The sequence below is a fragment of the Sphingobacterium sp. GVS05A genome (assembly GCF_019969845.1).
In the GTDB taxonomy this organism is placed as follows: domain Bacteria; phylum Bacteroidota; class Bacteroidia; order Sphingobacteriales; family Sphingobacteriaceae; genus Sphingobacterium.
In genome coordinates this window covers 649,959-674,093 of the sequence record NZ_JAHXYR010000001.1, presented here as the reverse complement: position 1 = coordinate 674,093, position 24,135 = coordinate 649,959, and the positions used below count along the sequence as shown (strand labels likewise).

24 protein-coding genes are annotated in these 24,135 nt (G+C 37.8%); 15 read left to right on the top strand and 9 right to left on the bottom strand.

Going from position 1 to position 24,135, the window contains the following annotated elements; genetic code table 11:
- Nucleotides 1–71 precede the first annotated feature (71 nt).
- The 6 genes from LC454_RS02915 to LC454_RS02890 all read left to right on the top strand — a co-directional run bounded on the left by LC454_RS02915 (nucleotide 72) and on the right by LC454_RS02890 (nucleotide 5,014).
- The gene (locus LC454_RS02915; protein ID WP_223579132.1) at nucleotides 72–803 is read left to right on the top strand and encodes a class I SAM-dependent methyltransferase; all 732 of its coding nucleotides are present in this window, start codon (nucleotides 72–74) and stop codon (nucleotides 801–803) included.
- Between the two features lie 128 nt (nucleotides 804–931).
- Complete coding sequence (locus tag LC454_RS02910; RefSeq protein ID WP_223579129.1) at nucleotides 932–1,663, top strand: DUF1080 domain-containing protein; 732 nt, start codon at nucleotides 932–934, stop codon at nucleotides 1,661–1,663.
- A 364-nt stretch (nucleotides 1,664–2,027) separates the two neighbouring features.
- Nucleotides 2,028–3,488, top strand: coding sequence for a S41 family peptidase (locus LC454_RS02905; protein ID WP_223579126.1), 1,461 nt, complete (start codon nucleotides 2,028–2,030; stop codon nucleotides 3,486–3,488).
- Nucleotides 3,489–3,572: 84 nt separating this feature from the next.
- Complete coding sequence (locus LC454_RS02900; RefSeq protein ID WP_223579123.1) at nucleotides 3,573–3,728, top strand: hypothetical protein; 156 nt, start codon at nucleotides 3,573–3,575, stop codon at nucleotides 3,726–3,728.
- A gap of 213 nt (nucleotides 3,729–3,941) precedes the next feature.
- Nucleotides 3,942–4,502, top strand: a complete 561-nt coding sequence (locus tag LC454_RS02895) for a porin family protein (protein ID WP_223579120.1) — start codon at nucleotides 3,942–3,944, stop codon at nucleotides 4,500–4,502.
- Between the two features lie 131 nt (nucleotides 4,503–4,633).
- The gene (locus LC454_RS02890; protein ID WP_223579116.1) at nucleotides 4,634–5,014 is read left to right on the top strand and encodes a hypothetical protein; all 381 of its coding nucleotides are present in this window, start codon (nucleotides 4,634–4,636) and stop codon (nucleotides 5,012–5,014) included.
- Between the two features lie 86 nt (nucleotides 5,015–5,100).
- Here the strand turns inward: LC454_RS02890 and LC454_RS02885 are convergent, their stop codons facing one another.
- The 3 genes from LC454_RS02885 to LC454_RS02875 all read right to left on the bottom strand — a co-directional run bounded on the left by LC454_RS02885 (nucleotide 5,101) and on the right by LC454_RS02875 (nucleotide 6,735).
- A complete protein-coding gene (locus tag LC454_RS02885; RefSeq protein ID WP_223579113.1) occupies nucleotides 5,101–5,571 on the bottom strand; it encodes a hypothetical protein in 471 nt (156 codons plus the stop codon).
- Between the two features lie 210 nt (nucleotides 5,572–5,781).
- On the bottom strand, nucleotides 5,782–6,099 hold the full coding sequence (locus tag LC454_RS02880) for a DMT family transporter (protein ID WP_223579110.1): 318 nt from the start codon (nucleotides 6,097–6,099) through the stop codon (nucleotides 5,782–5,784).
- Nucleotides 6,100–6,177: 78 nt separating this feature from the next.
- Nucleotides 6,178–6,735, bottom strand: coding sequence for a Crp/Fnr family transcriptional regulator (locus LC454_RS02875; RefSeq protein WP_223579107.1), 558 nt, complete (start codon nucleotides 6,733–6,735; stop codon nucleotides 6,178–6,180).
- Between the two features lie 152 nt (nucleotides 6,736–6,887).
- On the opposite strand from LC454_RS02875, the gene LC454_RS02870 reads away from it, so the two are divergent.
- The 3 genes from LC454_RS02870 to LC454_RS02860 all read left to right on the top strand — a co-directional run bounded on the left by LC454_RS02870 (nucleotide 6,888) and on the right by LC454_RS02860 (nucleotide 11,637).
- Nucleotides 6,888–7,250 carry a DUF1801 domain-containing protein gene (locus tag LC454_RS02870; protein ID WP_223579104.1) on the top strand — a complete coding sequence of 121 codons (363 nt, stop codon included), beginning with the start codon at nucleotides 6,888–6,890 and terminating at the stop codon, nucleotides 7,248–7,250.
- A 113-nt stretch (nucleotides 7,251–7,363) separates the two neighbouring features.
- Nucleotides 7,364–10,630: a carboxypeptidase regulatory-like domain-containing protein gene (locus tag LC454_RS02865; RefSeq protein ID WP_223579101.1), complete on the top strand. Its 3,267-nt coding sequence runs from the start codon at nucleotides 7,364–7,366 to the stop codon at nucleotides 10,628–10,630.
- A 62-nt stretch (nucleotides 10,631–10,692) separates the two neighbouring features.
- Nucleotides 10,693–11,637, top strand: a complete 945-nt coding sequence (locus LC454_RS02860) for an MBL fold metallo-hydrolase (protein ID WP_223579090.1) — start codon at nucleotides 10,693–10,695, stop codon at nucleotides 11,635–11,637.
- Between the two features lie 142 nt (nucleotides 11,638–11,779).
- Here LC454_RS02860 and LC454_RS02855 read toward each other — a convergent pair whose 3' ends face one another.
- A complete protein-coding gene (locus LC454_RS02855; RefSeq protein WP_223579088.1) occupies nucleotides 11,780–12,379 on the bottom strand; it encodes a nitroreductase family protein in 600 nt (199 codons plus the stop codon).
- A 142-nt stretch (nucleotides 12,380–12,521) separates the two neighbouring features.
- On the opposite strand from LC454_RS02855, the gene LC454_RS02850 reads away from it, so the two are divergent.
- From LC454_RS02850 to LC454_RS02840, 3 genes are all read left to right on the top strand, one after another.
- Nucleotides 12,522–12,821, top strand: coding sequence for a winged helix-turn-helix transcriptional regulator (locus LC454_RS02850; RefSeq protein WP_223579086.1), 300 nt, complete (start codon nucleotides 12,522–12,524; stop codon nucleotides 12,819–12,821).
- 33 nt (nucleotides 12,822–12,854) lie between these two features.
- On the top strand, nucleotides 12,855–13,427 hold the full coding sequence (locus LC454_RS02845; RefSeq protein ID WP_223579083.1) for a Crp/Fnr family transcriptional regulator: 573 nt from the start codon (nucleotides 12,855–12,857) through the stop codon (nucleotides 13,425–13,427).
- Between the two features lie 72 nt (nucleotides 13,428–13,499).
- On the top strand, nucleotides 13,500–14,582 hold the full coding sequence (locus LC454_RS02840) for a DUF418 domain-containing protein (protein ID WP_223579080.1): 1,083 nt from the start codon (nucleotides 13,500–13,502) through the stop codon (nucleotides 14,580–14,582).
- A gap of 116 nt (nucleotides 14,583–14,698) precedes the next feature.
- On the opposite strand, the gene LC454_RS02835 is transcribed toward LC454_RS02840, so the two are convergent.
- Nucleotides 14,699–15,607, bottom strand: coding sequence for an NAD(P)/FAD-dependent oxidoreductase (locus LC454_RS02835; RefSeq protein WP_223579076.1), 909 nt, complete (start codon nucleotides 15,605–15,607; stop codon nucleotides 14,699–14,701).
- A gap of 142 nt (nucleotides 15,608–15,749) precedes the next feature.
- The gene (locus LC454_RS02830; RefSeq protein ID WP_223579073.1) at nucleotides 15,750–16,346 is read right to left on the bottom strand and encodes a class I SAM-dependent methyltransferase; all 597 of its coding nucleotides are present in this window, start codon (nucleotides 16,344–16,346) and stop codon (nucleotides 15,750–15,752) included.
- A gap of 270 nt (nucleotides 16,347–16,616) precedes the next feature.
- On the opposite strand from LC454_RS02830, the gene LC454_RS02825 reads away from it, so the two are divergent.
- Complete coding sequence (locus LC454_RS02825; RefSeq protein WP_223579069.1) at nucleotides 16,617–17,279, top strand: DUF1349 domain-containing protein; 663 nt, start codon at nucleotides 16,617–16,619, stop codon at nucleotides 17,277–17,279.
- A 48-nt stretch (nucleotides 17,280–17,327) separates the two neighbouring features.
- On the opposite strand, the gene LC454_RS02820 is transcribed toward LC454_RS02825, so the two are convergent.
- The 3 genes from LC454_RS02820 to LC454_RS02810 all read right to left on the bottom strand — a co-directional run bounded on the left by LC454_RS02820 (nucleotide 17,328) and on the right by LC454_RS02810 (nucleotide 21,502).
- Nucleotides 17,328–18,113, bottom strand: coding sequence for a response regulator transcription factor (locus LC454_RS02820; protein WP_223579067.1), 786 nt, complete (start codon nucleotides 18,111–18,113; stop codon nucleotides 17,328–17,330).
- 103 nt (nucleotides 18,114–18,216) lie between these two features.
- Nucleotides 18,217–20,772, bottom strand: a complete 2,556-nt coding sequence (locus LC454_RS02815; RefSeq protein WP_223579064.1) for a BamA/TamA family outer membrane protein — start codon at nucleotides 20,770–20,772, stop codon at nucleotides 18,217–18,219.
- Between the two features lie 280 nt (nucleotides 20,773–21,052).
- Complete coding sequence (locus tag LC454_RS02810) at nucleotides 21,053–21,502, bottom strand: DUF1572 family protein (protein WP_223579062.1); 450 nt, start codon at nucleotides 21,500–21,502, stop codon at nucleotides 21,053–21,055.
- 570 nt (nucleotides 21,503–22,072) lie between these two features.
- Between LC454_RS02810 and LC454_RS02805 the strand changes: the two genes are divergently transcribed.
- Together LC454_RS02805 and LC454_RS02800 are read left to right on the top strand one after the other, a co-directional pair.
- Nucleotides 22,073–23,368, top strand: coding sequence for an ATP-binding protein (locus LC454_RS02805; RefSeq protein WP_223579046.1), 1,296 nt, complete (start codon nucleotides 22,073–22,075; stop codon nucleotides 23,366–23,368).
- Nucleotides 23,369–23,472: 104 nt separating this feature from the next.
- The gene (locus tag LC454_RS02800) at nucleotides 23,473–24,072 is read left to right on the top strand and encodes a TetR/AcrR family transcriptional regulator (RefSeq protein WP_120258266.1); all 600 of its coding nucleotides are present in this window, start codon (nucleotides 23,473–23,475) and stop codon (nucleotides 24,070–24,072) included.
- Nucleotides 24,073–24,135 lie beyond the last annotated feature (63 nt).

The window sequence follows — 24,135 nt, the reverse complement described above, 5'->3', positions numbered from 1 at the left end:
AACAAAAAACATGAATAATCTGTAAATTAGGCAATCAAGAATAGGGAGCAAACTTAACCCGCAACAATTAGATGCAAGAAAATAAATACGACGATCCAAAATTTTTCGAAGAATATAGCAAAATGTACCGGTCACAGAAAGGCTTATTGGGAGCTGGCGAATGGCATGAATTTCAAAAGCTCTTACCAAACCTGAGAGACAATGCTGTGCTCGATTTAGGCTGTGGATATGGTTGGCATTGTCGATATGTGATTGAAAATGGCGCAAAATCTGTTATTGGTGTAGATCTATCCGAAAAAATGCTGGAGAAGGCCAACGAGATCAATAAACTGGAGGGAATCAAATATCAACGAAATGCAATTGAAGAGCTTACTTTCAGATCCGGACAATTTAATCTGGTGATCAGTTCTTTGGCATTTCACTACATAAAAGACTTTGATGCACTCTGTCGGAATATTTACAATTGGCTCCAACCTGGAGGGCAATTTTTATTCTCGATAGAGCATCCTGTTTTTACCGCGCAGGGCAACCAAGATTGGATATACAACAAAGATGGAGACAAACTCTATTGGCCTGTAGACAACTATTTTCTCATGGGGGCCAGAGAGACAACATTTTTGGGAAATACGGTTCTGAAATACCATAGAACAATTACTTCTTATCTCAGTAGCATTCTACAAAGTGGATTTAAAATAAACGCTTGTGTTGAACCTGAACCCAGTACAGAAATGCTCGAAAATTTTCCAGCAATGGGCGACGAATTGAGAAGGCCAATGATGTTGATTATTTCCGCTGAAAAGTAGTTCCCTACATCGGCTTCCTCTGTAACAAATTTGCATAAGAGCCTGTATTTATAATGGAAAGCAAACATTAAAATTTATTTTAGTATATCAAGTCCCTAAAAACATTCATATACGACAAACTTTAAACAATGATAAACTTAAACCTATTCAAAAAAATTGCAGTGGCTGCCTGTATCAGCTGTCTATTTTATTCGTGTAATAAGGAGGCGAGTGCTCCAAATACATTGACTGAGGAAGAACAAAAAGAAGGCTGGCAGCTCCTATTTGATGGCACTACCCTGAACAATTGGCATACCTACAACAATGAGAAAAAAGCACCGACAGCCTGGTTGGTGCGGAATGGTACAATCTATTGTGATCCAAACAACGAAAGTCAAAAATATGATCTTGTGTCCAACACTGACTATAAGAATTATGAGTTCAAATTTGAATGGAAACTGGAAAAGGAAGGCAACAGTGGCGTTTTCGTCAATGTACAGGAACAGCCGGATATCAATGCGACTTATCACTCAGGCCCTGAATATCAATTGCTCGCAGATTCGCACCCTGACTTTGACAAACCATTGAAACGTGCTGGTTGTCTCTATACGTTTTTACCACAACAAAATTTTGTCAGCACCAAAGCTAAAGATGATTGGAACCAATCAAGCATTATACAAAAAGACGGTAAAATAACCTTCTACCTGAATGGTACAGTCACAGCTGAAATGGATTTCAATTCGCAAAAATGGAAGGATCTGGTAAAACATAGTACTTTCAAAGATTTTCCGGAATTCGGTCAACATGTTAGTGGCAAGCTCGCTCTTCAAGACTGGTCAAGGGGTGTATCCTTTAGAAATCTAAAGATAAAACAATTATAATCACCCCTGCATATAGCCTCAAAAATCCTTCGTTTTTTGTATGAACGAAGGATTTTTTTTGGCCTGATTTTATTTATTCACCCCAAATACCTGATTATTTATTTCTGATCTGGACAGGTTAAATCACAATTAAAGTTCAGCTAATTTTAGCACGATTTACAATCGCTCCTCATTTTAAAATTGAGTCCCGTTGTACCGAATACCCAGCAAAATTTCGCAACATGCACCGTTCGTAAACGAACAATTATGCCCGTCATCGAACATTTTTAAAATCCATAGCAAAGCATATCTGACTCAAAACAAAGCAACTATAAACTTGGCTAAATAATTGTTATACCTCAGCTAATTAAAAACCCTAAATAATATGTTTAAGCTTATTCTATCTTTTGTTTTTATTTTCATTTTCAGCTGCAATTTACAAGCACAAAACTGCAATTGTGCTGAAAACCTTAAATGGGTTAAAAAAATTATCGAAGAAAATGATGCTGGTTTTCAATATGTCTTAGACCAAAAAGGGTTGGACGCTTACCAAGCGCATAACACTAAAATAGAGCAGAAATTAGCAGGTGTTAAATCAAATTTAGACTGTACAAAACTCCTATCAGAATGGCTACAGTTTATCCGCAAAGGCCATTTGTCGATCAACCGAATCGATGGAAAAGATGTTGATGTACTTGTCTCCAAAGACGATCATAGCGTCAAGATAGCTCACCCTTCCATCCCTTTCTCCGAAGAAGAATTTAAGCTTTATCTCTCTGCGAAAAAAAGACAAGATTTAGAGGGAATATGGGACTCTCCTCCATACAAAGTAGCTATCAAAAAGTATCCTGAAGGATATAAAGGCATTATCGTCGGATCTACAGCGGATAATTGGGTGGTCGGTGACGTCAAATTCACCCTAAACAACGAACTATCAGAAGGCACTTATTATCTTAGAGATAAATCCCAGGAAAAAATATCCTCCACATTAGCCATTGGGAAAAATATCTTTCAATTGGGTAATTACCTATACACTAGAAAATATCCGACAGTAGAAAACACGCCTTTAGAAGCTGATTTTGCAAGATCATACTCAACAGATAAACCTTATCTGCAAAAGATTAATACAAAAACAATTCTGTTACGTATCCCCAGCTTTAACGGTAGGCAAAAACAAACAATTGATAGCCTTACCGCTGTGCATAAACCGCAGTTGGAAAAAACAGAAAACTTAATTATTGATATCCGAAATAACGGTGGTGGTAGTGATGGCAGTTATGCTGAAATTATTCCTTTTTTATATACAAACCCTATTCGTACCGTTGGTGTAACATTTTATTCCACAAAATTAAATAACCAACGGATGTTGGACTTCTGTGAAAAGTATGAAGAATATGGTATTGATCCAAAAGACGTTCCTTTCTATAAAGCTGCATATGATAGTTTAAGCAATCATTTAGGAAAGTTTGTCAATCTTAGGCCAAACCGAACAATGATCAATATTGATTCAAGCCACACAGCACTTCCCTATCCAAAACAAGTGGCTATCATTATCAATGGTGGAAATGGAAGCACGGCAGAGCAATTTTTACTTGAGGCTAAGCAAAGTAAAAAAGTAAAGCTTTTCGGTACAACAACCGCTGGTGTACTTGACATCTCAAATATGTATTTTGTTGAATCCCCGTGCAAAGAATATAGGCTGGGCTATTCACTTAGCAAAAGTTACCGGATCCCTGAAATGGCCATTGATAATAAAGGGATACAACCCGATTTTTATATAGACAAAAGTATACCTGCCCACGAATGGGTTGACCATGTCAGAAAAGTACTTGAAGATTCGAAATAACTGTTAGTTTTAACAAATTATACAGTATTAAAACAATTGTGATATGGTATTAACCATATATAAAATAAACTGACCTCTAAGTACATGAACACAAGCAAATCATTATTTAACCTATTACTTTTCTTTGCAATTGCCTCTCCTGTAGTCGCACAGACAAAAATTGAAATTGACCAATCTATTTCTCAGGTAGAATCAGGATTAATGCCAGCGATACGATTTGACGAGTGGGCTGTTAGATAATAGCCTGTCTACTATGTACAGCAACCTGATACTTATAGATTTTATCTTCTTCATTTATCAATATTCAGCGACACATCTATATTTCAGAATTAAAATTCAAAAAATAGAAAATAAAAGAAATAAAATATTTGTTAAACATTAATGTATCGAATTAAATTCCGAACACGTTAAGAGTTAGAGAGTCACCAAAATCGTGGCTTCTACATATATTAAATGAAAAAAATGATCATGATTTGCCTTATTGCACTCTCGCAATTAAAAGGCTACGGACAGGAAATCCCGCAAAGAAAATCTGAAATCAGAGTTGGCTATGGGCTTGTACCTGTCCAAGAAATCGGAACACTATTGGGAGATTGGATTACAATGGGGATCGTGGGCAGAAGAGTGGAAAGTACCGAGGGTACCGGTGCTATTTCCACAGGATACTCGCTCAATTTAACACAACGATTTTCAGTGGGAATCGACGGTTTTTATGGAAAAAATACAGTCCGTTACAAGGATGATCTTGGAGATTCCAAATGGAGCGCTTATGGTGGACTGGTAAATGCAAAATATCTCTATCTGGATAGGGGAAAATTGAACTTATACGGTAAGGGTGCTGTTGGATATGCACAATACCACAACCGTCAAAAAGATAACTCCGACAACTTTGGCGCACTATCCTACCAAGCTTCACCATTCGGTATTCGTTATGGTAATAAAATCGGTGTATATGGCGAATTTGGTTTCGGATATCTGGGTATCGCCAATGTTGGTGTACCTTTCAAATTATAATATTTCATACTATAAATTAGTATAGTTTTTCAAACATTTAAATAAAAATTACAATGATCAAATCTATCATATCATTACTATCTGTTGCGCTTATAAGCAGCAGTTGTTCAACAATCCAACATAAAGAAAAAATGGATTCAACTAAAAACAGTGTATCGGTAAAACTTCAGAATTCCAATCCCGTTACCATCAAAAATCCTTCTGGTAAAATTACCCTCTATGCTGTGGCTGCAAACATCGCAGATGTACCAGCAACGATAATAGCTGAAAAAAGCTTTAAACAAAGTGAATTACCATTTGAGATCAAATTGGATCTTCCAAAAAATCATTACAAATTAATCAAACCGGCAGTTAATGAAACTGATCCCATAAAATATTACGTCGCTTTGGAATGGGATTCTAATGGTGACCTTACAGTGGGTAAAGGAGATGTGAGGGTTGACTTTAACAAGAAATTTCCAACCATATCTCTTGGAAATAATAATGAGGTATTTGTCTTACAGGCAGAGTAGTACTTTTTACAGCTTTCCAAAAGTATTTTCTTAAAAATGCTTTTGGAAAGTATCATTATAGACGGCCCTATTGTCCGTCGAAACTATTATCGCAAATCGATACGGGCATCTATCCAAAAGTACGCCCTGTTTTTGCGGAATAAATCATCGGGTAATTGATGGTTATAAATCAGTTCTTCCAATGTATTAAAATTATAACGCAACACCTCATCGCTCTTAAACTGGATCGGACGTAAAATCGCGTCTTCATCATCAATAAAAATATCAGATTCGAAAAGATTAATTTGATTTGTTGTGACCCAGGCTATAGCCGCTACTTTATCCATTTTTATCAAAGCCTTGGACGCTTCTTGATATTGTTTCATTTCCCAAGGGAGATCTTCGGGATAATGGGAGGCTACATAGTCCTGATATATTTTTATATCCCCTACTCGCAGGCATTCGTTGCGAATCAACAGCCTTGTTGTATCGCGGGCAAAGCTCACATAGTCGGGATGCATAAACAAGCCGTACCGTTTACTATACAATGCAATCTTATCTGCTAATTCTTGCCTCATAATTTATGTACGCAACAAAAATCATCCCAACATCCTCTTTTATAGTAGGTTTTAAACCAGATTATTGATTTTTTAGGTAAAAAAATATGATTTATTCAAAATCAAGCAGTATATGGGAAATATAAAGAGTTAGTTTTTCCAATAAAAGAGAAAGGATTCTGATATCACTCCTATTTATATGCATAGTGATATCAAAATCCCTGATTGTTATTAAAATATTTTTAAGCCTACAATACCCGCCACAATTAGCATCGCCGACAAAAGTCTAAAGACATTTGCTGAATCGCCGAAGAAGAATATCCCGACCAACAATGTACCGACAGCACCTAAACCAGTCCAAACCGCATAGGCTGTACCGATTGGGATAGCCTTTTGCGCATAAAACAATAGTGCTCCACTGATAGTCATCGAGACAACAGCCAATATAATCCAACCAAATTTATTGCCATCTGGCTGTTGTGCCATCTTTAATCCTAAAGGCCAACCAATTTCAAAAACACCAGCGATAATTAATGCAATCCAATTCATTTTCAATTATTTAAATGATCCACTACAAAAGTAGTGACTTGATTGACGGCATTTTTTGATCTATATCAAAATCGTTCGTTAACGTCTGATCCGGCTCAAGGTCTCCTGCGTAATTCCCAAATAGGATGCAATGTGGCCAAGATTGACTCGATTTAGCAAATTTGGTTGCAACTTAATCAGCGATTGATAGCGTTCTATAGCAGATTCGGTGTGCAACGAGATAATACGTTCTTCTAAGACAATGCATACTTCCTCCGCAATTTTTCTTCCGATAAGGTTTAACGCCGGATATTTACGATAGAGTTCATTCAGATCATCCACAGCAATTGCATAGACCTCCGAATCTTCTAGAAATTGAATATTCTCAAAGGAAGGTTTTTCTGTATATACAGGTAATATCGATCCAAAAATTTGATTTTCTTCACCAAACCAGCTGTTGAGTTCCCGCCCATTTTTGAAGAAATAGGCTCGAATCAGACCTTTACTGAGCACAAAATAACTGGATACATGCTGCCCCTCTTTTAGAAAATGTTCTCCCTTACGCTTCGAAAAATACTTGATCCTTTGTTCGATCTCCTTTTCGGCGGCTTCATTGAGATGCCCATATCTTCTGAGCTGCTGGATTAATGGATTCATGACTTACTATAAACTAATGGATCTGAAGATACAAAACTCTCAAAAAAACAGTGAAGGATATGATAAAAATTCAGGTGTAATGTATCTTTGTCTAAACGGCAAATCAATAAAAATTAATCCGTTTAGAAAAAGGCAGTATAAAATCTATAAGTATGCAAGAACTCAACCAGTTTTATTTAAGCCAGCAAGAGCCCAATAAGAGTTGCTTGTTGGCACTAAAGCATATTATTCTCCAACAGGATACAGAAATCAGGGAAACGGTAAAATATGGAATGCCTTGTTTTTGCTATAAGAACAAAGCATTTTGTTACCTGTGGACCGATAAAAAAACAAAACATCCTTATCTGCTAATGGTAGAAGGAAAATATCTGAATTATCCTGTGCTCGAAACCGGAACACGTTCACGGATGAAGGTATTTCCTGTTAATCCAAATGAGGATCTTCCACTGGAGACCATTAGAACTATTTTAAATGCAGCGATCAACCTATATCGCGATGGAAAAATCGGCATTTAGCACCATCCTCCAAAACATTTAAATAATACTTACTTAACCTAAGATCAATAATACAGCACTACCTTTACCGCGGTTTAAAAAATCACCTAGTCATTTAAACAGCTACTAAACAAATGAGAAAACATTTGATTACCAGCATTTTGCTAAGCACAATTGGTACATCGATTACCTATGCGCAAAATGAAACTACCTCTGCCCTAAATGGAACAGTCAGAGAGGGGAACACTCCTATCAATGGTGCAACAATTGAGGCTATCCATTTACCATCTGGGACAAAATACACGACTTCATCACGCAACGATGGCCGTTATAACCTTCCGAATATGCGTATCGGTGGTCCTTATCAAATCACGGTAACTTATTTAGGTCATACACCAAATGTCAAGCAAGTAGAAAAACTGGCATTGGGACAAAGTTCAACACTTGATATTCAGATGATCGCCAATGATCGGCTTTTGGAAGAAGTAGTTGTCGTGGGCACAAGGCAGGGAAAAGTCTTCAATTCAGGTCGAACTGGAGCTTCACAGAATATCTCACGTACGGCAATACAGAATCTACCCACACTCAACCGAAGTTTTACAGATTTCGTCAAGCTGACGCCTCAATTTTCAATGCAATACGGCAATCCTTCATTTGCAGGAAGAAGCAATCTTGCGAACAACTTCACGATTGATGGCGCATTGTTTAACAATGCTTTTGGACTACAGGGGACAATTGGAAGCCAGACAAACTCGCAACCGATTAATATGGATGCTTTTGAAGAGATCTCTGTTAATATCGCTCCCTACGATGTGAGACAGAATGGCTTTACAGGCGCTGCAATCAATGCTGTCACTCGAAGTGGTACAAATGAAATACAGGGTTCATTAAACTATTATTTCAGAAATCAGGATCTCGTCAATAAGTATAATTCAGCGGGTCTGAAAGCTCCTGTCAATAATTTTAATCTCAAAGGATATGGGTTTACAGTCGGCGGTCCAATTATTAAAAATAAGCTTTTCTTTTTTGCTAGTGGAGAAATTGAGCGAAGGGTGGATCCCGGAACAAACTTTATCGCTTCACGCGGAGGCAACACGGGCCCGAATGTGTCAACTGTCTCAGCCGAAAAACTAGATGATCTAGCAAACTATCTCAAATCTATCGGATACAACCCTGGCTCCTATCAAGATTATCCTTTGAATACACGCAGTGACAAGTTTTCGATCAAATTAGATTACAACATCGACTCCAAAAATACGCTGAGTGCCAAATACTTTTACTTCCGCTCTTATCGGGATATCCTGCCGTCAAATAGTGGGGCGCCAAAAAACAATAGACAACCCTCGAATATAAGCCTACCCTTTAGTTCAGCGGGCTACGGTATCAACAACAATATGGATAATGTGAATCTGGAGCTGCGTACGCGTATCAGTAGTAAGTATTCCAACTCCCTAACCGTAGGCTATAATGTGATGGATGACTATAGAGAATCTAAAGGTGGACAGCCATTCCCTTTGGTAGATATTATGAATCCTGATGGTAGTAGCATGACTGCTTTTGGCTATGAACCCTTTACGGCATTTAACAGTCTAAAAACAAAAGTTTTTCAAGCGACTAACAACTTCAATATATATGCTGGTAAGCATGAAATTACACTAGGCGCTAACTTTGAAAATTATAGAACAAGAAACGGCTTTGCACCAAACTACTATGGAGCTTATACTTTTGCCAGTCTTGACGATTTTTATAATTCAGCCAAAAAAGGCGTTTCAAATGCAACAAAATACCAGATACAGTATTCTGTATTGGCTGATGGATCGTTCCCTTATGCAGAGGTTTCTGCCAATATGTTTGGCCTGTATGTGCAGGATGCCTTTGCTGTAAATAATCATTTTAAACTCACCGCTGGACTACGGGCTGATTACACACACTTATCATCACCCAGTGATCTGAAAAATGATAATGTCAGCAAATTGACCTTTGATCAGGGCGAAAAAATTGATGTTTCAAAATACCCTAAAGGAACTATTCTTTGGTCACCCCGTATTGGATTTAACTGGAATGTCAATGGAACCAATCAAACTCAAATACGTGGGGGTTCAGGGATCTTTACCGGTCGCCCGCCATTGGTATGGATCTCCAACCAAGCTGGCAACAATGGTGTTATGTTTGGATCTGAAACAATAGACAAGCCCACCAATCGTCCTTTTACTCCGGATGTGGATGCCTATCGCAATGTGAATCATCAAACTGCGGCAAACAATTCGAGTTATAACCTTGCTGTTACGGCCAATAACTTCAAATTTATGCAGCTATGGCGTACAAATCTTGCCGTAGACCAAAAATTGCCAGGCGGAGTCATCGGTACATTTGAGGCAATGTATTCCAAGGATATCAATTCTGTTTATTTCCGAAATGTCAATCTAAATACGACAGATGGTACAGCTTTAACCGGTGCTGATAACCGTATGCGTTATACGACACAACGTATATATGGTGCTGCGAAACCTACTCCTGAAAATCCAAATATTTCAGATGCGATCGTCATGTCCAATACTTCAAAAGGATATAGCTATACGCTGACAGGAACATTATCCAAAGAATTTAAAGGTGGATTTTTTGCTAATATCGGTTATACCTATACTGATTCAAGATCCGTTAACGACGGCGGTTCTATTGCACAATCGATGTGGCGGGATCGGTATGTATCTGGGAACCCGAATAATGCGGACCTCTCCTATTCAACTTACCTGGTAAAAAACAGATTTATTGCCAACTTCTCTTACCGGAAAGAGTATTTTGATCATTTGGGAACAACATTCTCCTTGTTTTATCAATTGCAGGATGGCCCACGCTATTCTTATACTTATGGAGGCGACCTAAATAATGATGGTCTGTCTGGTAACGATTTGATTTATATTCCAAATAATAAGGCGGAAATCGCATTGGTAGGTGATAATGACAAAGATATGCGTACGCCAGATCAACTGTGGTCACAATTGAATGGCTATATCAATCAGGACAGCTACCTGAATGCACACCGGGGTCAATACGCGAAACGCAACGCGTTGGTCGGAAAAATGATCGGTACGCTTGATATCCGCGTTGCTCAGGATGTATTCTTAAATGCTGGTGGAAAAAAACATCAATTACAGCTTACATTCGACGTATTCAATTTTGGAAATATGATCAATAAAAGTTGGGGTGTGGCACAATTTGCCAATAAGGCGAATGGTATCCTAAATTATAAAGGACTCAATGCGGAGGGCCAACCAACTTTTTCTTTCCCTTATTTAGATGCGACGAATCAGATTCCATTGACCAGTACATTTTCAAATAGTGTTGACGAAACATCGCGTTGGAGAATTCAACTTGGCGTCCGTTATCGCTTCAATCAATAAGTAAAAAATAATGTAAATTTGACCCATCCTTGTTTAAGGATGGGTTTTTAGTTTAATATGGTATGAAAAAAATAATACTTTCTTTTGTTACTCTCTTTGTATATATTTCCTCCCAAGCACAACATTTCGACTTAATCCCTTTAGGTATATACGGTGGTGAGCAAGAGGATAATCTATCGGCCTACCTGGTTGGGGCTCCAAAGGACACTGCATTTCTCTGTCTTGATGCCGGTACAATAAATACCGGGATACGAAAAGCCATTCAGCTGAAAAGTCTCTATGGAACAGAAGAGACGATACTACACAATCAAATAAAAGGGTATTTTATTTCTCATGGTCATTTAGATCATCTATCCGGTCTGATTATCAATTCTCCAGCGGATAGCAAAAAAAATATTTTTGCTCTTGCTCCTGTACTTCAAATTTTGCAAAACCATTATTTTATAAACGATACCTGGATTAATTTTGCTGATCAAGGTCAAAAACCAATTCTTGGAACGTATCATTACAGTGAATTGCAAGAGGGAATAGAACTTGCGGCACAAAATACCTCTTTCTTCCTGACGGCATACGAATTAAGCCATGTAAATCCATATAAAAGCAGTGCTGTGCTGGTGCGCCATCATGATCATTATCTGCTTTATCTCGGAGATACAGGTGCTGACCGGGTTGAAAAGGCTGACCGACTTGACAATCTTTGGAAAAATATTGCGCCATTGATTAAAAAAGGTCAATTAAACACGATATTAATTGAGGTGTCTTTTCCCAATAGCCAAGCCGAAAACCTCCTGTTCGGTCATCTTACCCCTAATCTGTTATTGGAGGAGTTAAACAAACTAAAAGATAAGATCGGGCAAAATGATTTAAAAGGATTAAACATCGTGGTCACTCACCGAAAACCAACAAGAGATAATCCAGAAATCATAAAAAAGGAGCTCTTAAAAAATAATCCTTTAAAAGTAAATTATATTTTTCCTGAGCAAGGAAAAAAGATTAGTCTACCTTAACCATGTCTGGCAACAAGATGTCGAAAAAGTGCTATTACACTGAAATTTAATTGCTGAAAGAAGACGATTGAGGTTACGAACAAAATTAAAGAACAATAGGGATGACCAAGTTTTTTGGCCATCTCTATTGCTATTAAGAGAACTATATTGCCTGAATAATATCCGCCATATTCAAACGTGATTTAGCTGTTATGCTAGGTTGATTTGAATCCTCCACATTTCGATAGCCAATGGCGACGGCAAATAAGGTATGGTATTGCTCGAGTCCCAGAATTTGATCATAACGTTCATTCTCAATTCCCTCCATTGGTGTTGCATCAATATTATTTGACGCACAGGCCGCAAGAAAAAATCCCAAAGAAAGATACACCTGCTGTTTCATCCAGGATTGCACATGTTGTTCTCCCTGTGATTTTAAAAAACGATGGTAATAATTTATCGATCCCTCGGGAAGCGTGCTGTTGATCTGTTCCTCAAACCGTTGCACATCGTTAAGAGCACTAAAGACGACAAGATGACTTGCCTCATTAATTTTCTCTGCATTCCAATAGGATGCTTCTGCTAATTTTGTTTTTGTCTCTCCATCTGAAATAAAGAAAAACTTCCAGGGTTGGCTATTGATAGATGATGGACTCAAGCGGAGTATTTCTTTTAGCTCAGCAATCTTGTCCGCTGAAATTCTTTCTGTTGAATTATACTTTTTTGTTGTATAACGTTGTTTTGCTGTTTCTATAAATGCCATAACATACAATTTTAAATTAACTATATTTTTTATAGTTGCAAACTTAAATATAGTGTTATATATTTGCAATAACGGTCAAAGTTGATAGTAACAGATGTATTTGATAGACAACAAACAATACCCATGCAGTACCAGCCTGACAATGAAATACATAGGCGGAAAATGGAAAGCAGTCATCCTCATTCATTTAATTGAAAAAAAACGTTATAATGAGTTGAGAAAAGAATGTCCAATGATTACCGAACGTACATTGAGCCTACAGCTAAAGGAGCTGGAAGCAGACGGCTTGGTCACACGGACAGTACACACGGACAAAGCGCCATTAAAGGTCGATTATGAACTTACGGAATTTGGCAGGACACTTATTCCTCTATTGGAATCTATTGCACTATGGGGCAGAGAAACGGCAAGTAGAACCGGAGGAGTTCAACAGGTTAAATAGAATCCAGGTAGTGGCTGTGCTTATCAGTGACATATGAATGAACATCTCCTTAAGATCAACAGCATTATTGAACAGCTCGACGGGGACACCCTCGGTGCTCTCGGGGCTGTCTCAAAAATAAAAACCTATAAAAAGGGTGATTTTCTACTCTATCAGGGTGAGGTCTGCCGATATGGCTTTTGGATCGAATCTGGTATCGCAAGAAAATTTTATCTGAACGAGAACAAAGAGCTAACGACTGAGCTGCTCTTTGAGAATGACCTTGCGGTTGCGTTTAGCAGTTATGTTACCCAACAGCCCAGCCAAGAGTTTATACAAGCGGTCACAGATGTTAGGGTATCATCAATTGATAATAGCTCTTTCCAGCGTATAAAAGGTCAATTTTCGGCTTTAATGGAGCTCGATCTCTTGATGACCGAGTATTACACCATGTGGCTGGAAAAAAGACTATTTGATTTTCATACACTTGACGCTTCCACGCGTTATTCTCAGCTCCTGAGAGATCAACCCAATATTATACAACAGGTTCCCCTTACCTATATCGCATCTTACCTGGGCATTTCATTAGAAACCTTAAGCAGAGTCCGTGCAAAAATCAAATACTGATTATTTGACTTAAGTCAAATGCCATATTAATACATCTTTCAAAATTTGCATAACATTTTGAAAGCAATTATCATGGTAGAAAAAACGAGATTTATAGGATTTGACTTACTAAGAGCATATGCAATCTTTGGGATGTATATCGTGAATTTTAACATGGTGTTTGGAGACCATAACGATACCAGTTGGCAGGGACAATTCCTCTCCCTCTTTAGCGGCAACTCGAGCACTATATTTGTTATGTTAGCAGGTATGGGATTAACCCTGATGACCAAAAAACATGTATTTGGCACCGCTGAAGAACAGCTAAATCAGAAATATATTGTAATTAAACGAGCCGGATTTTTATTTGTTTTGGGATTATTACTCGCTATCTGGTGGCCAGCGGATATTCTACATTTTTACGGGTTTTATATGTTCATTGCCTCCTTTTTCCTTTTCCTCAATAAAAAACAATATATCTACGGCGCAATTATCTTTGCCGTCGTCTTCCATCTGCTACTTCTTTGGATTCCCTACGAAACAGGATGGAATTTTGACACACTGGAATATAAAGATAGGTGGACTTTAGCTGGTTTTATACGAAACTCCTTCTATAATGGCTGGAATGCTGTTTTCCCTTGGATGAGTTATTTTATTACCGGAATGTACTTGGCAAAACTAGACTGGACGGATTTAAGTATACAGAGGAAAACATTTGGTATCGGACTAGTACTGTACTTATTGATCCAACTATTGCAATGTATCCCCAAAAATCTGATGACTCCTGAGGTTGATTTTTTTCTGAATGCAGATTATCTCCCCCCTTTTCTACCGTTTTTAATCAGTACAATCGGCTTTGGATTAATGTTAATTGCTTCTTTTATGTATATCAGCAAATTTATTGCACATCAAAAATTTGCAAACGATTTGGCCAAAACAGGACAAATGACATTAACACATTATATTTCCCATCTAACAATCGGATTAGTTTTCTTCTCATTTATAATAAAGCAGGGATACTTTGCCAAGATCAACCCATCTAAATCACTATCCCCAATACTCATATTTATTATTTCGCTGCTCTATTTTATATGCAGTTACTATTTCAGTAAACGTTGGACCAAAAGATTTAAACATGGTCCGTTCGAACTTCTACTAAGAAAAATTTCTGCTTAAGTTTGGCTAAACACAACGGCTCTTAAAAAGTTCTTCATTCGGAAGCGTTCATCCCAGATCGCTTCCGAATGAAATTAAGATTAAATTTGTTGTAGCTACGATCTTGCAAGTTTATATCAGAAGCTTGCTTCAACCAATTCTTTATTGACCATTGCTCCCGCTAAATTGCCTGCTGCTACAGCACTGGAAACGGACCGCATCATGTTCGTATTATCGCCGCATGCAAAAACTCCTTTAATTGTTGTTTTCTGAAAACTGTCAACGACAATATGCCCTTGTTCAGTCAAGTCACAGCCCAACTCAACAGGAATACTTGAATGCTGCCTAAAAGGGATTGCTGCATATACGGCATCAAATGCTATTGCTTTGTTGTCCTTGAAAATCACTTTTTCCACCCAGCCATTCTTGTGCTGGATTTTACTCACCTGTTCTGTTATGACAGTAACACCGTGCTTCTTCAATTTTGCAGCCTGCTCCACACTGAAATTCGCTTCTCCAGAAGTCAGTATTGTCAGATCGGTGGAGAGGTTGTTGACTAAAGATGCCAAATGTAAAGCCCGTTCACCGTTAGCCATAATTGCTGTTTTCTTGCCCCTGAATTCATATCCATGGCAGTATGGACAATGGATAACTGAAATCCCCCAACAGGCCGAAAAACCTTGGATACCTGGCATGATATCTTCTACACCAGTCGCAAAAATCAACTTTTTTGCACTAAATAGTTCACCATTTTCAGTATTGATTTCAAAGCCATTGCTTGTTTTCTTTCCACTTACAGCAAGTCCTTTCTGGAATCTTACTGTTGGATAATTTAATACCTGCTCTTTCGCTTTTTTAGCAATAACCGATGGTTTTTCACCGTCATGAGTTATAAAATTATGCGAATGCGGTGTTTGTCTATTACATGGTAGACCACTATCAATAATAAGCACCCGACGTAGTGATCGCCCCAGTGCCATTGCCGCCGAAAGTCCGGCATAACTTCCTCCAATAATGATGACATCAAAATTTTTATCGTCTTTCATCTTTCTAAATTTGATTTTAAATGCTGATGATACTAACAGATTTATGAACCTGTAAGTAAAGTTTTCGTCCACCGGACCTATTCATTTCAGCGGGTGAATTAAATAAATCAGAATAGTTTCATCTATGATTGTTTTGTTTATTCTATTTTTTACAAATGATCAAATAGAAAGGATAATTCTCTTCTACTTCCTTGATTTCAATCAATCCGTATTTTTCAAATTCTGAACGAATAGACGCCAAGTCATAAAAGAATATGCTAACACCTCCAAACATTTCAAAACGATCTGTGTCTATGGCAATCCCTTGCCTATAAATACTTGCCTGTTTTGACACAGTCGTAAAGATCATATAACCATCGTCGGATAACTGCTCGTAACAGTCACGTATAAATTTCGCCCGCTCCTCAGTTCCCAGAAGATGGATGAGTGCATAACAAAATATACCACCATATTTTTTGGTATCAAATGGCATATCTACGACCGAACCATGATGTATGATCGTCTGACTTCCAACATATTTTCGGGCGATTTCAATTGCTGTATTGGACAACTCAATTCCAGTAACAGCTATTCCATTATCTAGAAATATATGACCATTTCGCCCATAACCAAAGCCCGGAATAAGGATTTCCTTGATATTTTCTGTTATAAAGAGATCTTTCGCTAGGTGTGCTGAATGGGCAGGACTGCCTCCCCACATCTCCCCCTTTTCTATAAAATTACGTTCCCAAAACTCCATATCTGTAGGTTTTTACATTAAGTATACGGTCTATTTTTGATTGAATTCTGCTTCCGATAGACTCTTTAATTTCAATAATAGAACGAAGGTAAGATATTTTATTATTGCAACTATGTAGCAAAATCATTAAATGCAATTAAATTGCAAATAAATTACATTTAAAGACCGCTATCCACATAATGGTTATTTATCAGTATTGAAAAAGACAGTACACCGACGATATCTTTGCCTTTAGAAAAAAGAAATACACCTCTTGCTAAAAAGAATAGAATGAAAAAAATAAAGACACTTTTTGCGGCTTCATTGCTTCCTTTCTTCGCCACACAGGCCTCCGCACAACAATTGGACAAGATGACCTGGTTTAACGAACCTACGGAATGGACAGTCAGTAACAACTCCCTTTCCATGTTTGTCACACCCAAGAGCGACTACTGGCGAATATCACATTATGGATTTACCGTAGATGATGCACCTTTTTTCTACACGGAGAGAGGGGGTGAATTTGAAGTGAAAGTCAAAATTTCGGCCAAGTATAAAAATCGTTTTGATCAAGCAGGTATCATGCTGCGTATAGATCATGAAAATTATATAAAAGCGGGAATAGAATTTGTCGATGGCAAGTACAATCTGAGTACTGTCGTCACGCATCGAACCAGCGACTGGAGCATCGTCCCAATAGATAAAGAAATCCCTTTTATATGGATAAAAGCAATTCGAAGATTAGATGCTGTAGAATTCTTTTATTCTTTTGATGACAAGGAGTACGTGATGATGAGAAATGCCTGGTTACAAGATAATCATCCTGTCATGGTTGGTTTGATGGGTGCATCCCCGGATGGTGATGGCTTCCAGGCTAAGTTTGAACACTTTGGGATCAAGCATCTTCCAGACCAGCGCAGAACCAAATGGCTAAAAGAAAATAATTCCAATTGAGCAGCTTAGTCAGGTCTGTCAAAAGCCACTCTTTTGACAGACTCTTTGCTATAGCGAAGTATCATCTTGATTATACATTTTGTTGTATATACTGATCGCTTCATGCGAGTTGCGCACCCGTAGTTTTTGCAGAATATTCTGTCGGTGTCGATTGACGGTATTAACACTCAAAGCTAGCTTCTCAGCAATATCTTTACTGCTCATACCTGCTCTTATACACCGTAAAACCTCCTTCTCCCGCACACTCATGACATCCTTCATCTCCTCTTTGTCAAGCGGAAAAACTTCGCCGCTGACCTGATTAAAAATATAGTTTTTCTTACTTTGACGATCTTCTCGATCAGGCATCAACGTATAGCAGCATAATGCCAGTTGGGGAAATTCTTGGCCGGGGGTATCCAAATAGATAATCTGATGCGACATCAACATAATTTGCCCATCTTTTCCTTCTACACGGAGTACACTATTTGCCTGATATCGAAAACGTTCTTTCGGTTCGGTTTTCTTAACCAGATCAAGAAACTGCAGTTCAAGTGCATGTTTTACAGCCAGATCTTCAGGGTGTACGCGCTCTAAGAGAAAATCCTCCCATATACTGTTGATCTCCAATTTTCTTTTGGGCGAACTCAAATGTAAACGTTCAGCAATCTCGCCCATAAAGGTAAAACTCCAATTGGCTGTCAGATCACTCAATACTACAATGCCGTTATGAATCTCGGCATATGTTTTAGCATATTGCTTATAGTATTTCAAGACAGATAGGTCTACACTTGTATTTCGCAGTCCTTTCCCAGCAAGATTTTTATTTAGTGTCTTTTTTAAATCCGATCCCATAGTTAAATGTTTCGCAAGTTCATGGACATCCCTGGACCATTTATAATTTATATACAACCTGACCGAACTTTTCGATTCTCCCTTGTTAGGCAAACATTTACGCTTAAAAAGAAAGACCGATCCTAATATATGGCAAAGTCGCCTCTTTGCTAAAACCCAGCACTCCTTGAATCGTAAGAAGCTCTCCCGGCATAAAATAAATTCCTCCGCCATAGCCCATATGCCATGTATCTGAACTTTCCGCTGTCATCCAAACCCGCCCAACATCGTAAAAACCAATCGCTCCTACCGTTCCTGGAACAAGATAGGATGAATAACTGAACAGTTTCAATCGCATGTCAAAATTATTATATACAGCTGTTTTCCCCGTAAAGCGTCTTGAATTATATCCACGCAGACTCATCTCACCCCCGATTTGTGCGTGCTGATAAAAATATGGATCTCCCCAAACAGCATCTATCCCTGTCCTATTCGCAAATGTGATGTAGTCATTAGCAATTGTTTTATAAAAACTCATCGCATGATGCAGCTTTGTATATTTCCGTGTCTCTCCGCCGATCTCAGCATTCCATCCTACTCTGGTATAGATATGTATACCAGATTTTGGATTTGCAGCGTTATCACGTGTATCATAATCTATTCCCCCAGTAATTCCTGTAAAAAAATTGCTCCCATAAATAGGTTCAGAAGGAAACTTAGTACTAAACTCCTCAAAGTATTTTCCAATATTATTAGCCTCTTTACTGTTGTAATATTCAGAAGATGAACCATAAAATAATTTCAGTTTAGGATTTAGATACTTTTCCAGAAAAAGGTCGCCACTTACAATATCAAATCTATTTCGATAGTAAGAAATACTCCTTGAATCCGATTTTTCAAACAAGGTGTTGTTTCCATAACCAAAAAAATTGCTCAGATTTCTAGGGCCAAGTGATGAAAGGTGAATAGAAAGATCCTGATCTGCAATCAGTTTCTTAAAGTGGCCTTTGTAATCAAACATAAATGATTCGCGTCCTGTTAAATAACTGGCCATAAATTGGTGCCGATAAGCATAGGGTTTCTTCCTAAACCCTTGATTTTCTATCAGGTATCCTAACCCGAAAATTAAACCGCGGTCAACACCATAATCCAGATTGACCACAACTCCTTTACGATCGTATACAAAATTATCGTACTCAAATTGGTGAATAGCGGTATCTGTACTCAGCTTTAGTCGCACATTTTTATCAACCTGAATATTGGAAGCCCGTTGATTTTTAGCGTCATAAATATAAACCTTATGTCCATTGTCAAATTTATCAGAAGTACGATATAGATCTTCACCTTTTCCACCTATTAAACGAAGTTTGATGGGAGATCGGCCAGATCCATGGATTTTATATTCATCCGAGCCTGAAATCCCATAGATTCTGATTTCCTCGGTTTGATTAGGTAAAAAAGTACGTTTTATAAGTTTTCGACCCTCAGTACCATCCTTTTTCTTATTGTGTATATCGACCGATACAGAACCGTCTTTATTGTAATCGATATCAACGAATTCAGATTTGGCAGATAAGGGCAAATCAACAACTCGGGCAAGAAAACGGTAATAGGTTAACCCACTCTCCATGAGATCGTCCCTTCTGGATCGAATATTTGTTTCCAGTTCATTCGCGCTTAATTTTACGATAGTATCAGGCATAGTAAGCATAGCCTGGTGAATCAGCGAATCGGTAAGTGTTTTCTGAACAAATTTTATTTCATCGATCCATTCGTCTTCTGTAAGATGGGTAAGAAAAAAGTGATCAAAATGACGTGCGTTAAAATTCCAATGGGCCACATTACGTATGTGTGGGCTAAATGGTTGTAAGTGGGCCTTTAACCATTGATAGGAAAGTAAAGTCGGAAACAGACCCGAGGTTTTATAATAAACCTTATCCCTATCACGTGGTACAGGGGTGTAAATCTTCTTGCCCTTCTCTTTTTCGGGATCCCATCGCCAATTATCTTGATGACGGTCCCAATCCCCTAACGTAAAATCGAGTAATCGTGACCTTAAAGTCAGTTTTTGATCAATCTGTGTATCATTATCTTCCAATACCTTTCGGATAACTTTTGCACTATTATCTGTTTTTTGGTCTTCAAAGGGCGTACGTGCCTCAAACATATAAGGCCTATTTTTAAAGACCTCGCGATACTCGCTAAATCCAGGATCATCACCAACAAAAACGAGTTCCGGAGATGCATGTGGAATACCTAAGGCTTTATTAAATGGCGGAACAGTCAAAGCGCCAAATGGATGGTGTATTGATATTTGATCCTGAACGATATCTTTTGCAAATGTTTTTCGAAGACTTTCCGGAAGACTCCGTTCCGGATATTTCTGTATAGACCGAAGCACCCATTCTCTACCAGAAGGATCGGCCATCCGAAGTGATTGGGTCTGCATCCCCCCGCCCAGTTTTATGATATGAAGTCCCCCTTTTTCTGTTTGAAGATCCATCACACGCATTTTTACAGGCGTATTATATAATTTACGGTAGCTATCGCCCAACCAGAAACGATGAACCAAGCCCACTTGGTCATATTCAGGTGCAATAACAGATGTAATACTGTCAACTTGTTGACCCTGTGAATTTAACGCACAACAGCAAGCAATTAAAGTAAATATTCTTCTCATTTTATCTAAGTCGGTCTTCGGGGGAATCAACATTCAAATTAATAGCATATGCAGATTCTCTTTCTGTATTAAGCAATAGATCAATAGTCACCTGTCCTAAATAATTAAAGTGCTAACAGTCTATTCAGGCTAAAGTTCATGTTTTAAAGCATGGAATCAAAAACTTTCTGTCCCTTTTTTGGTTTAAACCTTATATTTTTATGAAATTTATTACTTTCTATTCATAGGACATTACATCTCACACGCAAACGAAGACAACGTAAGATAATCGAGTGCAAAACTAGTGTATATCCAACAAACGACGATGATAATTTATCTGCCCTAAATGATAGGTTAAATGCGTAGTTAAATGTACCAACAAATACTCTGTTGTTGTCTTCTCCTCAAACACCAAAATGGGATATATTACAGCAAGATCATCTTCTTTCAGTGTATCCAAAGCTTGATCAACGACGCTAATGGTATCGTCTATACCAGCTAAAAGTACTGATCTTGGAATATCCCGTAATGAAAACTCCGCCACCCTATTTCTTACATAGTCAGTTTTTCCGATCTCCACTCCAATATACGTCTGCAGATTTCCGATTAAATGCAAGCACAAATTTCCGGCTGAGTTAGCAATTCCCTGATCAACAATCCAGATATTCTCTTCTCGACTATAGGATTCAATTTCTGTTTTCAACCTATTTAGATCTCTATAAAAAAGAGCTTTTAATGTTTTTATAAGCATAATCCACTTTTTAAAATAACGCCTTTATTATTTTCTCAATCAAAACTAACGCTTTTAAATTATAATCGTTTTCTTATGCAAAAGAAATTGAGAACACACTTCATTCAGTTTACAAAAGGTTGAAAAAAGATAGACCAAAACCTATTGAAAAGTACATGCATCAAATATTCATAAGATATTGTATTTTTATTTATAACAACAATTGTCTTTATGCGTATGTTTCCAAAGTTTCCCAGAGCAACTTGGCTCATTTTTTTTATTTTAACGGTAATCATAACCATCCTATTTTCGAGATTTGACAGTCCCTCGGATGGTAACGATGCGATTGGTTTCCCCTTTCCATTTTATACATATTTGGGAGGAAAGCGTTACCCAGAACCACCGGACAGAACATATTTCAACGGCATATATCTTCTTCTGAACCTTATCATCTATTTCGGAATCTCTTATGCATTAACTTACTCTATAAAAAAGTTTAGAAATAAAAGAGCTAATACGAAGTAAACAATCTATTTGTGAAACCTGTTATTTTTAACACCTTAAATTTTAATTACAAGAATTGCTATCACCATGAAAAAAAACACGCAGATAACCAACCTGAGTATAGAATCCGCTGGTTTACCTAAAGATCCGAAACTGGTCATTGCTGAATATATATGGAACGGCTTTGACGCAAGAGCTACCGAAGTCGATATTGCAATTGATAGCAACGAGCTCGGTTATATAAACTGCATTAGTATCAACGATAATGGTGAGGGGATCGTTTTCGATACACTACCCTATTCATTTGGTAATTTCCTCGATTCAGTAAAGAAAAATAGTATCAAGCGAAGTTCCTATACAAGAGGAAAGAAAGGAAAAGGCAGATTTTCATTTTCATTGTTTGCAACAAGAGCGATCTGGAATACAATTGTAAAAGAAGAAGGAGTTTTAAAAACATACCGCATCCAAATTGATAGGGACAGCAAAGAACAATATGACGTTAGCGAAAGTATCCTGGTAGAAAATCAACAGACAGGTACCCGAGTGAGATTGGAGGGAGTTTTCGGGCTAAATTCATCCCATTTAGAATCAAAAGAATTTATAGATTTCATGGCGCAGGAATTTGGCTGGTTTCTATACCTTAACCGCGATTTAGGCTACACCATACGAATTAATGGAGCACCGTTGATATATGATCATCTGATTCAAGAAACAGATCACCTATCTTGGACTTTATATAGTCCAGAAGGTGATTCCTCCTATACTTTTCAGGTCAATTACATTCGTTGGAACCAACAGATCGGAGACCGCTATTACTATTATTTGCGCAATAGCGAAAAAAGAGAAGTGGCAAAAGTTCTCAGTAGTTTTAACAATAATGCAATAGATTTCCATCACTCGGTATATGTAACATCCAACTTTTTTGACACTTTTGAACAGGAAGATATCAGCATATCTACAGACGTAAATCTCTTCACGGGCAAAGAAAAACAAGTTGTCTACCGTAATTTGCTTGCTGAATTGCGTGATTTTCTGGATCGTAAGCAGAAAAAATACATTCGTGAAAACGCCGTTGCTGTCAAACTCAGTGAATTGGAAAAGAAAGGATTTCTACCCCATTATGGCCAAACGGAAAACGACAGGAAAAGAAAAGAAATACTGCTCGCATTGATTCAGGAAATCTATATCATCGATCCACGCATATTCTTTGGAGTCAAAACCGACCTGATCCGTACCTATTTAGGGTTCTTGGATCTCCTACTACAAACAGAGAAAAGTGCAGAGATCTTGCCCATACTGGAAAAGGCAGTTTCATTGTCTGACAAAGAGAGGAGCCGAATAAAACAGATACTTCCAAATAATCCCAACAAAGGAGCCATTTAAGCCAAATTGAGCGGTATTTTTATTTAATGACTTTTATATGTCATTAAATAAAATAAAAAGTTTCAATTTTGCTTAACACTGTTAAATCATTTATGCATTAAGGCATGGGTAGTAAAGAACGCATACAACGTATCAAAGATGAGAATAGAACTAATATTCTCGACGCCGCTCTTCAGATCGTAAAAGAGGAGGGATGGCAGGCATTGAGCATGCGTAAAATCGCGGATATCATTGAATATACCGCACCCATGATTTATGAGTATTTCGCAAATAAAGATGCAATTTTAAATGAACTCGCCAACCAGGGTTATCTCTTACTTGCCAAAAAAGTCAGACAAGCCAAATCAACTCAAACCGACCTGGAGAAACAGCTGGAAGCGATGTGGTTCAGTTATTGGGATTTTGCATTCGAGGAGCGCGAATTGTACCAGCTCATGTTTGGCGTTGGAACAGCCTGTTGTGGATTTGAAAAGACCTATAAATGTGCGGAATCTCATGGTAGAATGATCAGTGATGTGATTCGTGAGATCATGAAGGATAAAAACCCATCGGAAGATTTGATCTGTAGAAAATATTTTACATATTGGTCAATTATACATGGGCTAATATCAATCAACTTAGTTAACCAGGGTAATGGTGAAAATACCAACCAAGAGGTTCTAAAAGATGCAATCTACGGTATCACCCGCTCGCTTACTGACTAAATTTTTTTAAACAAGAAAATACAACGTTAAAAAATCTAACACCGTTAAATACACCAAAACTTC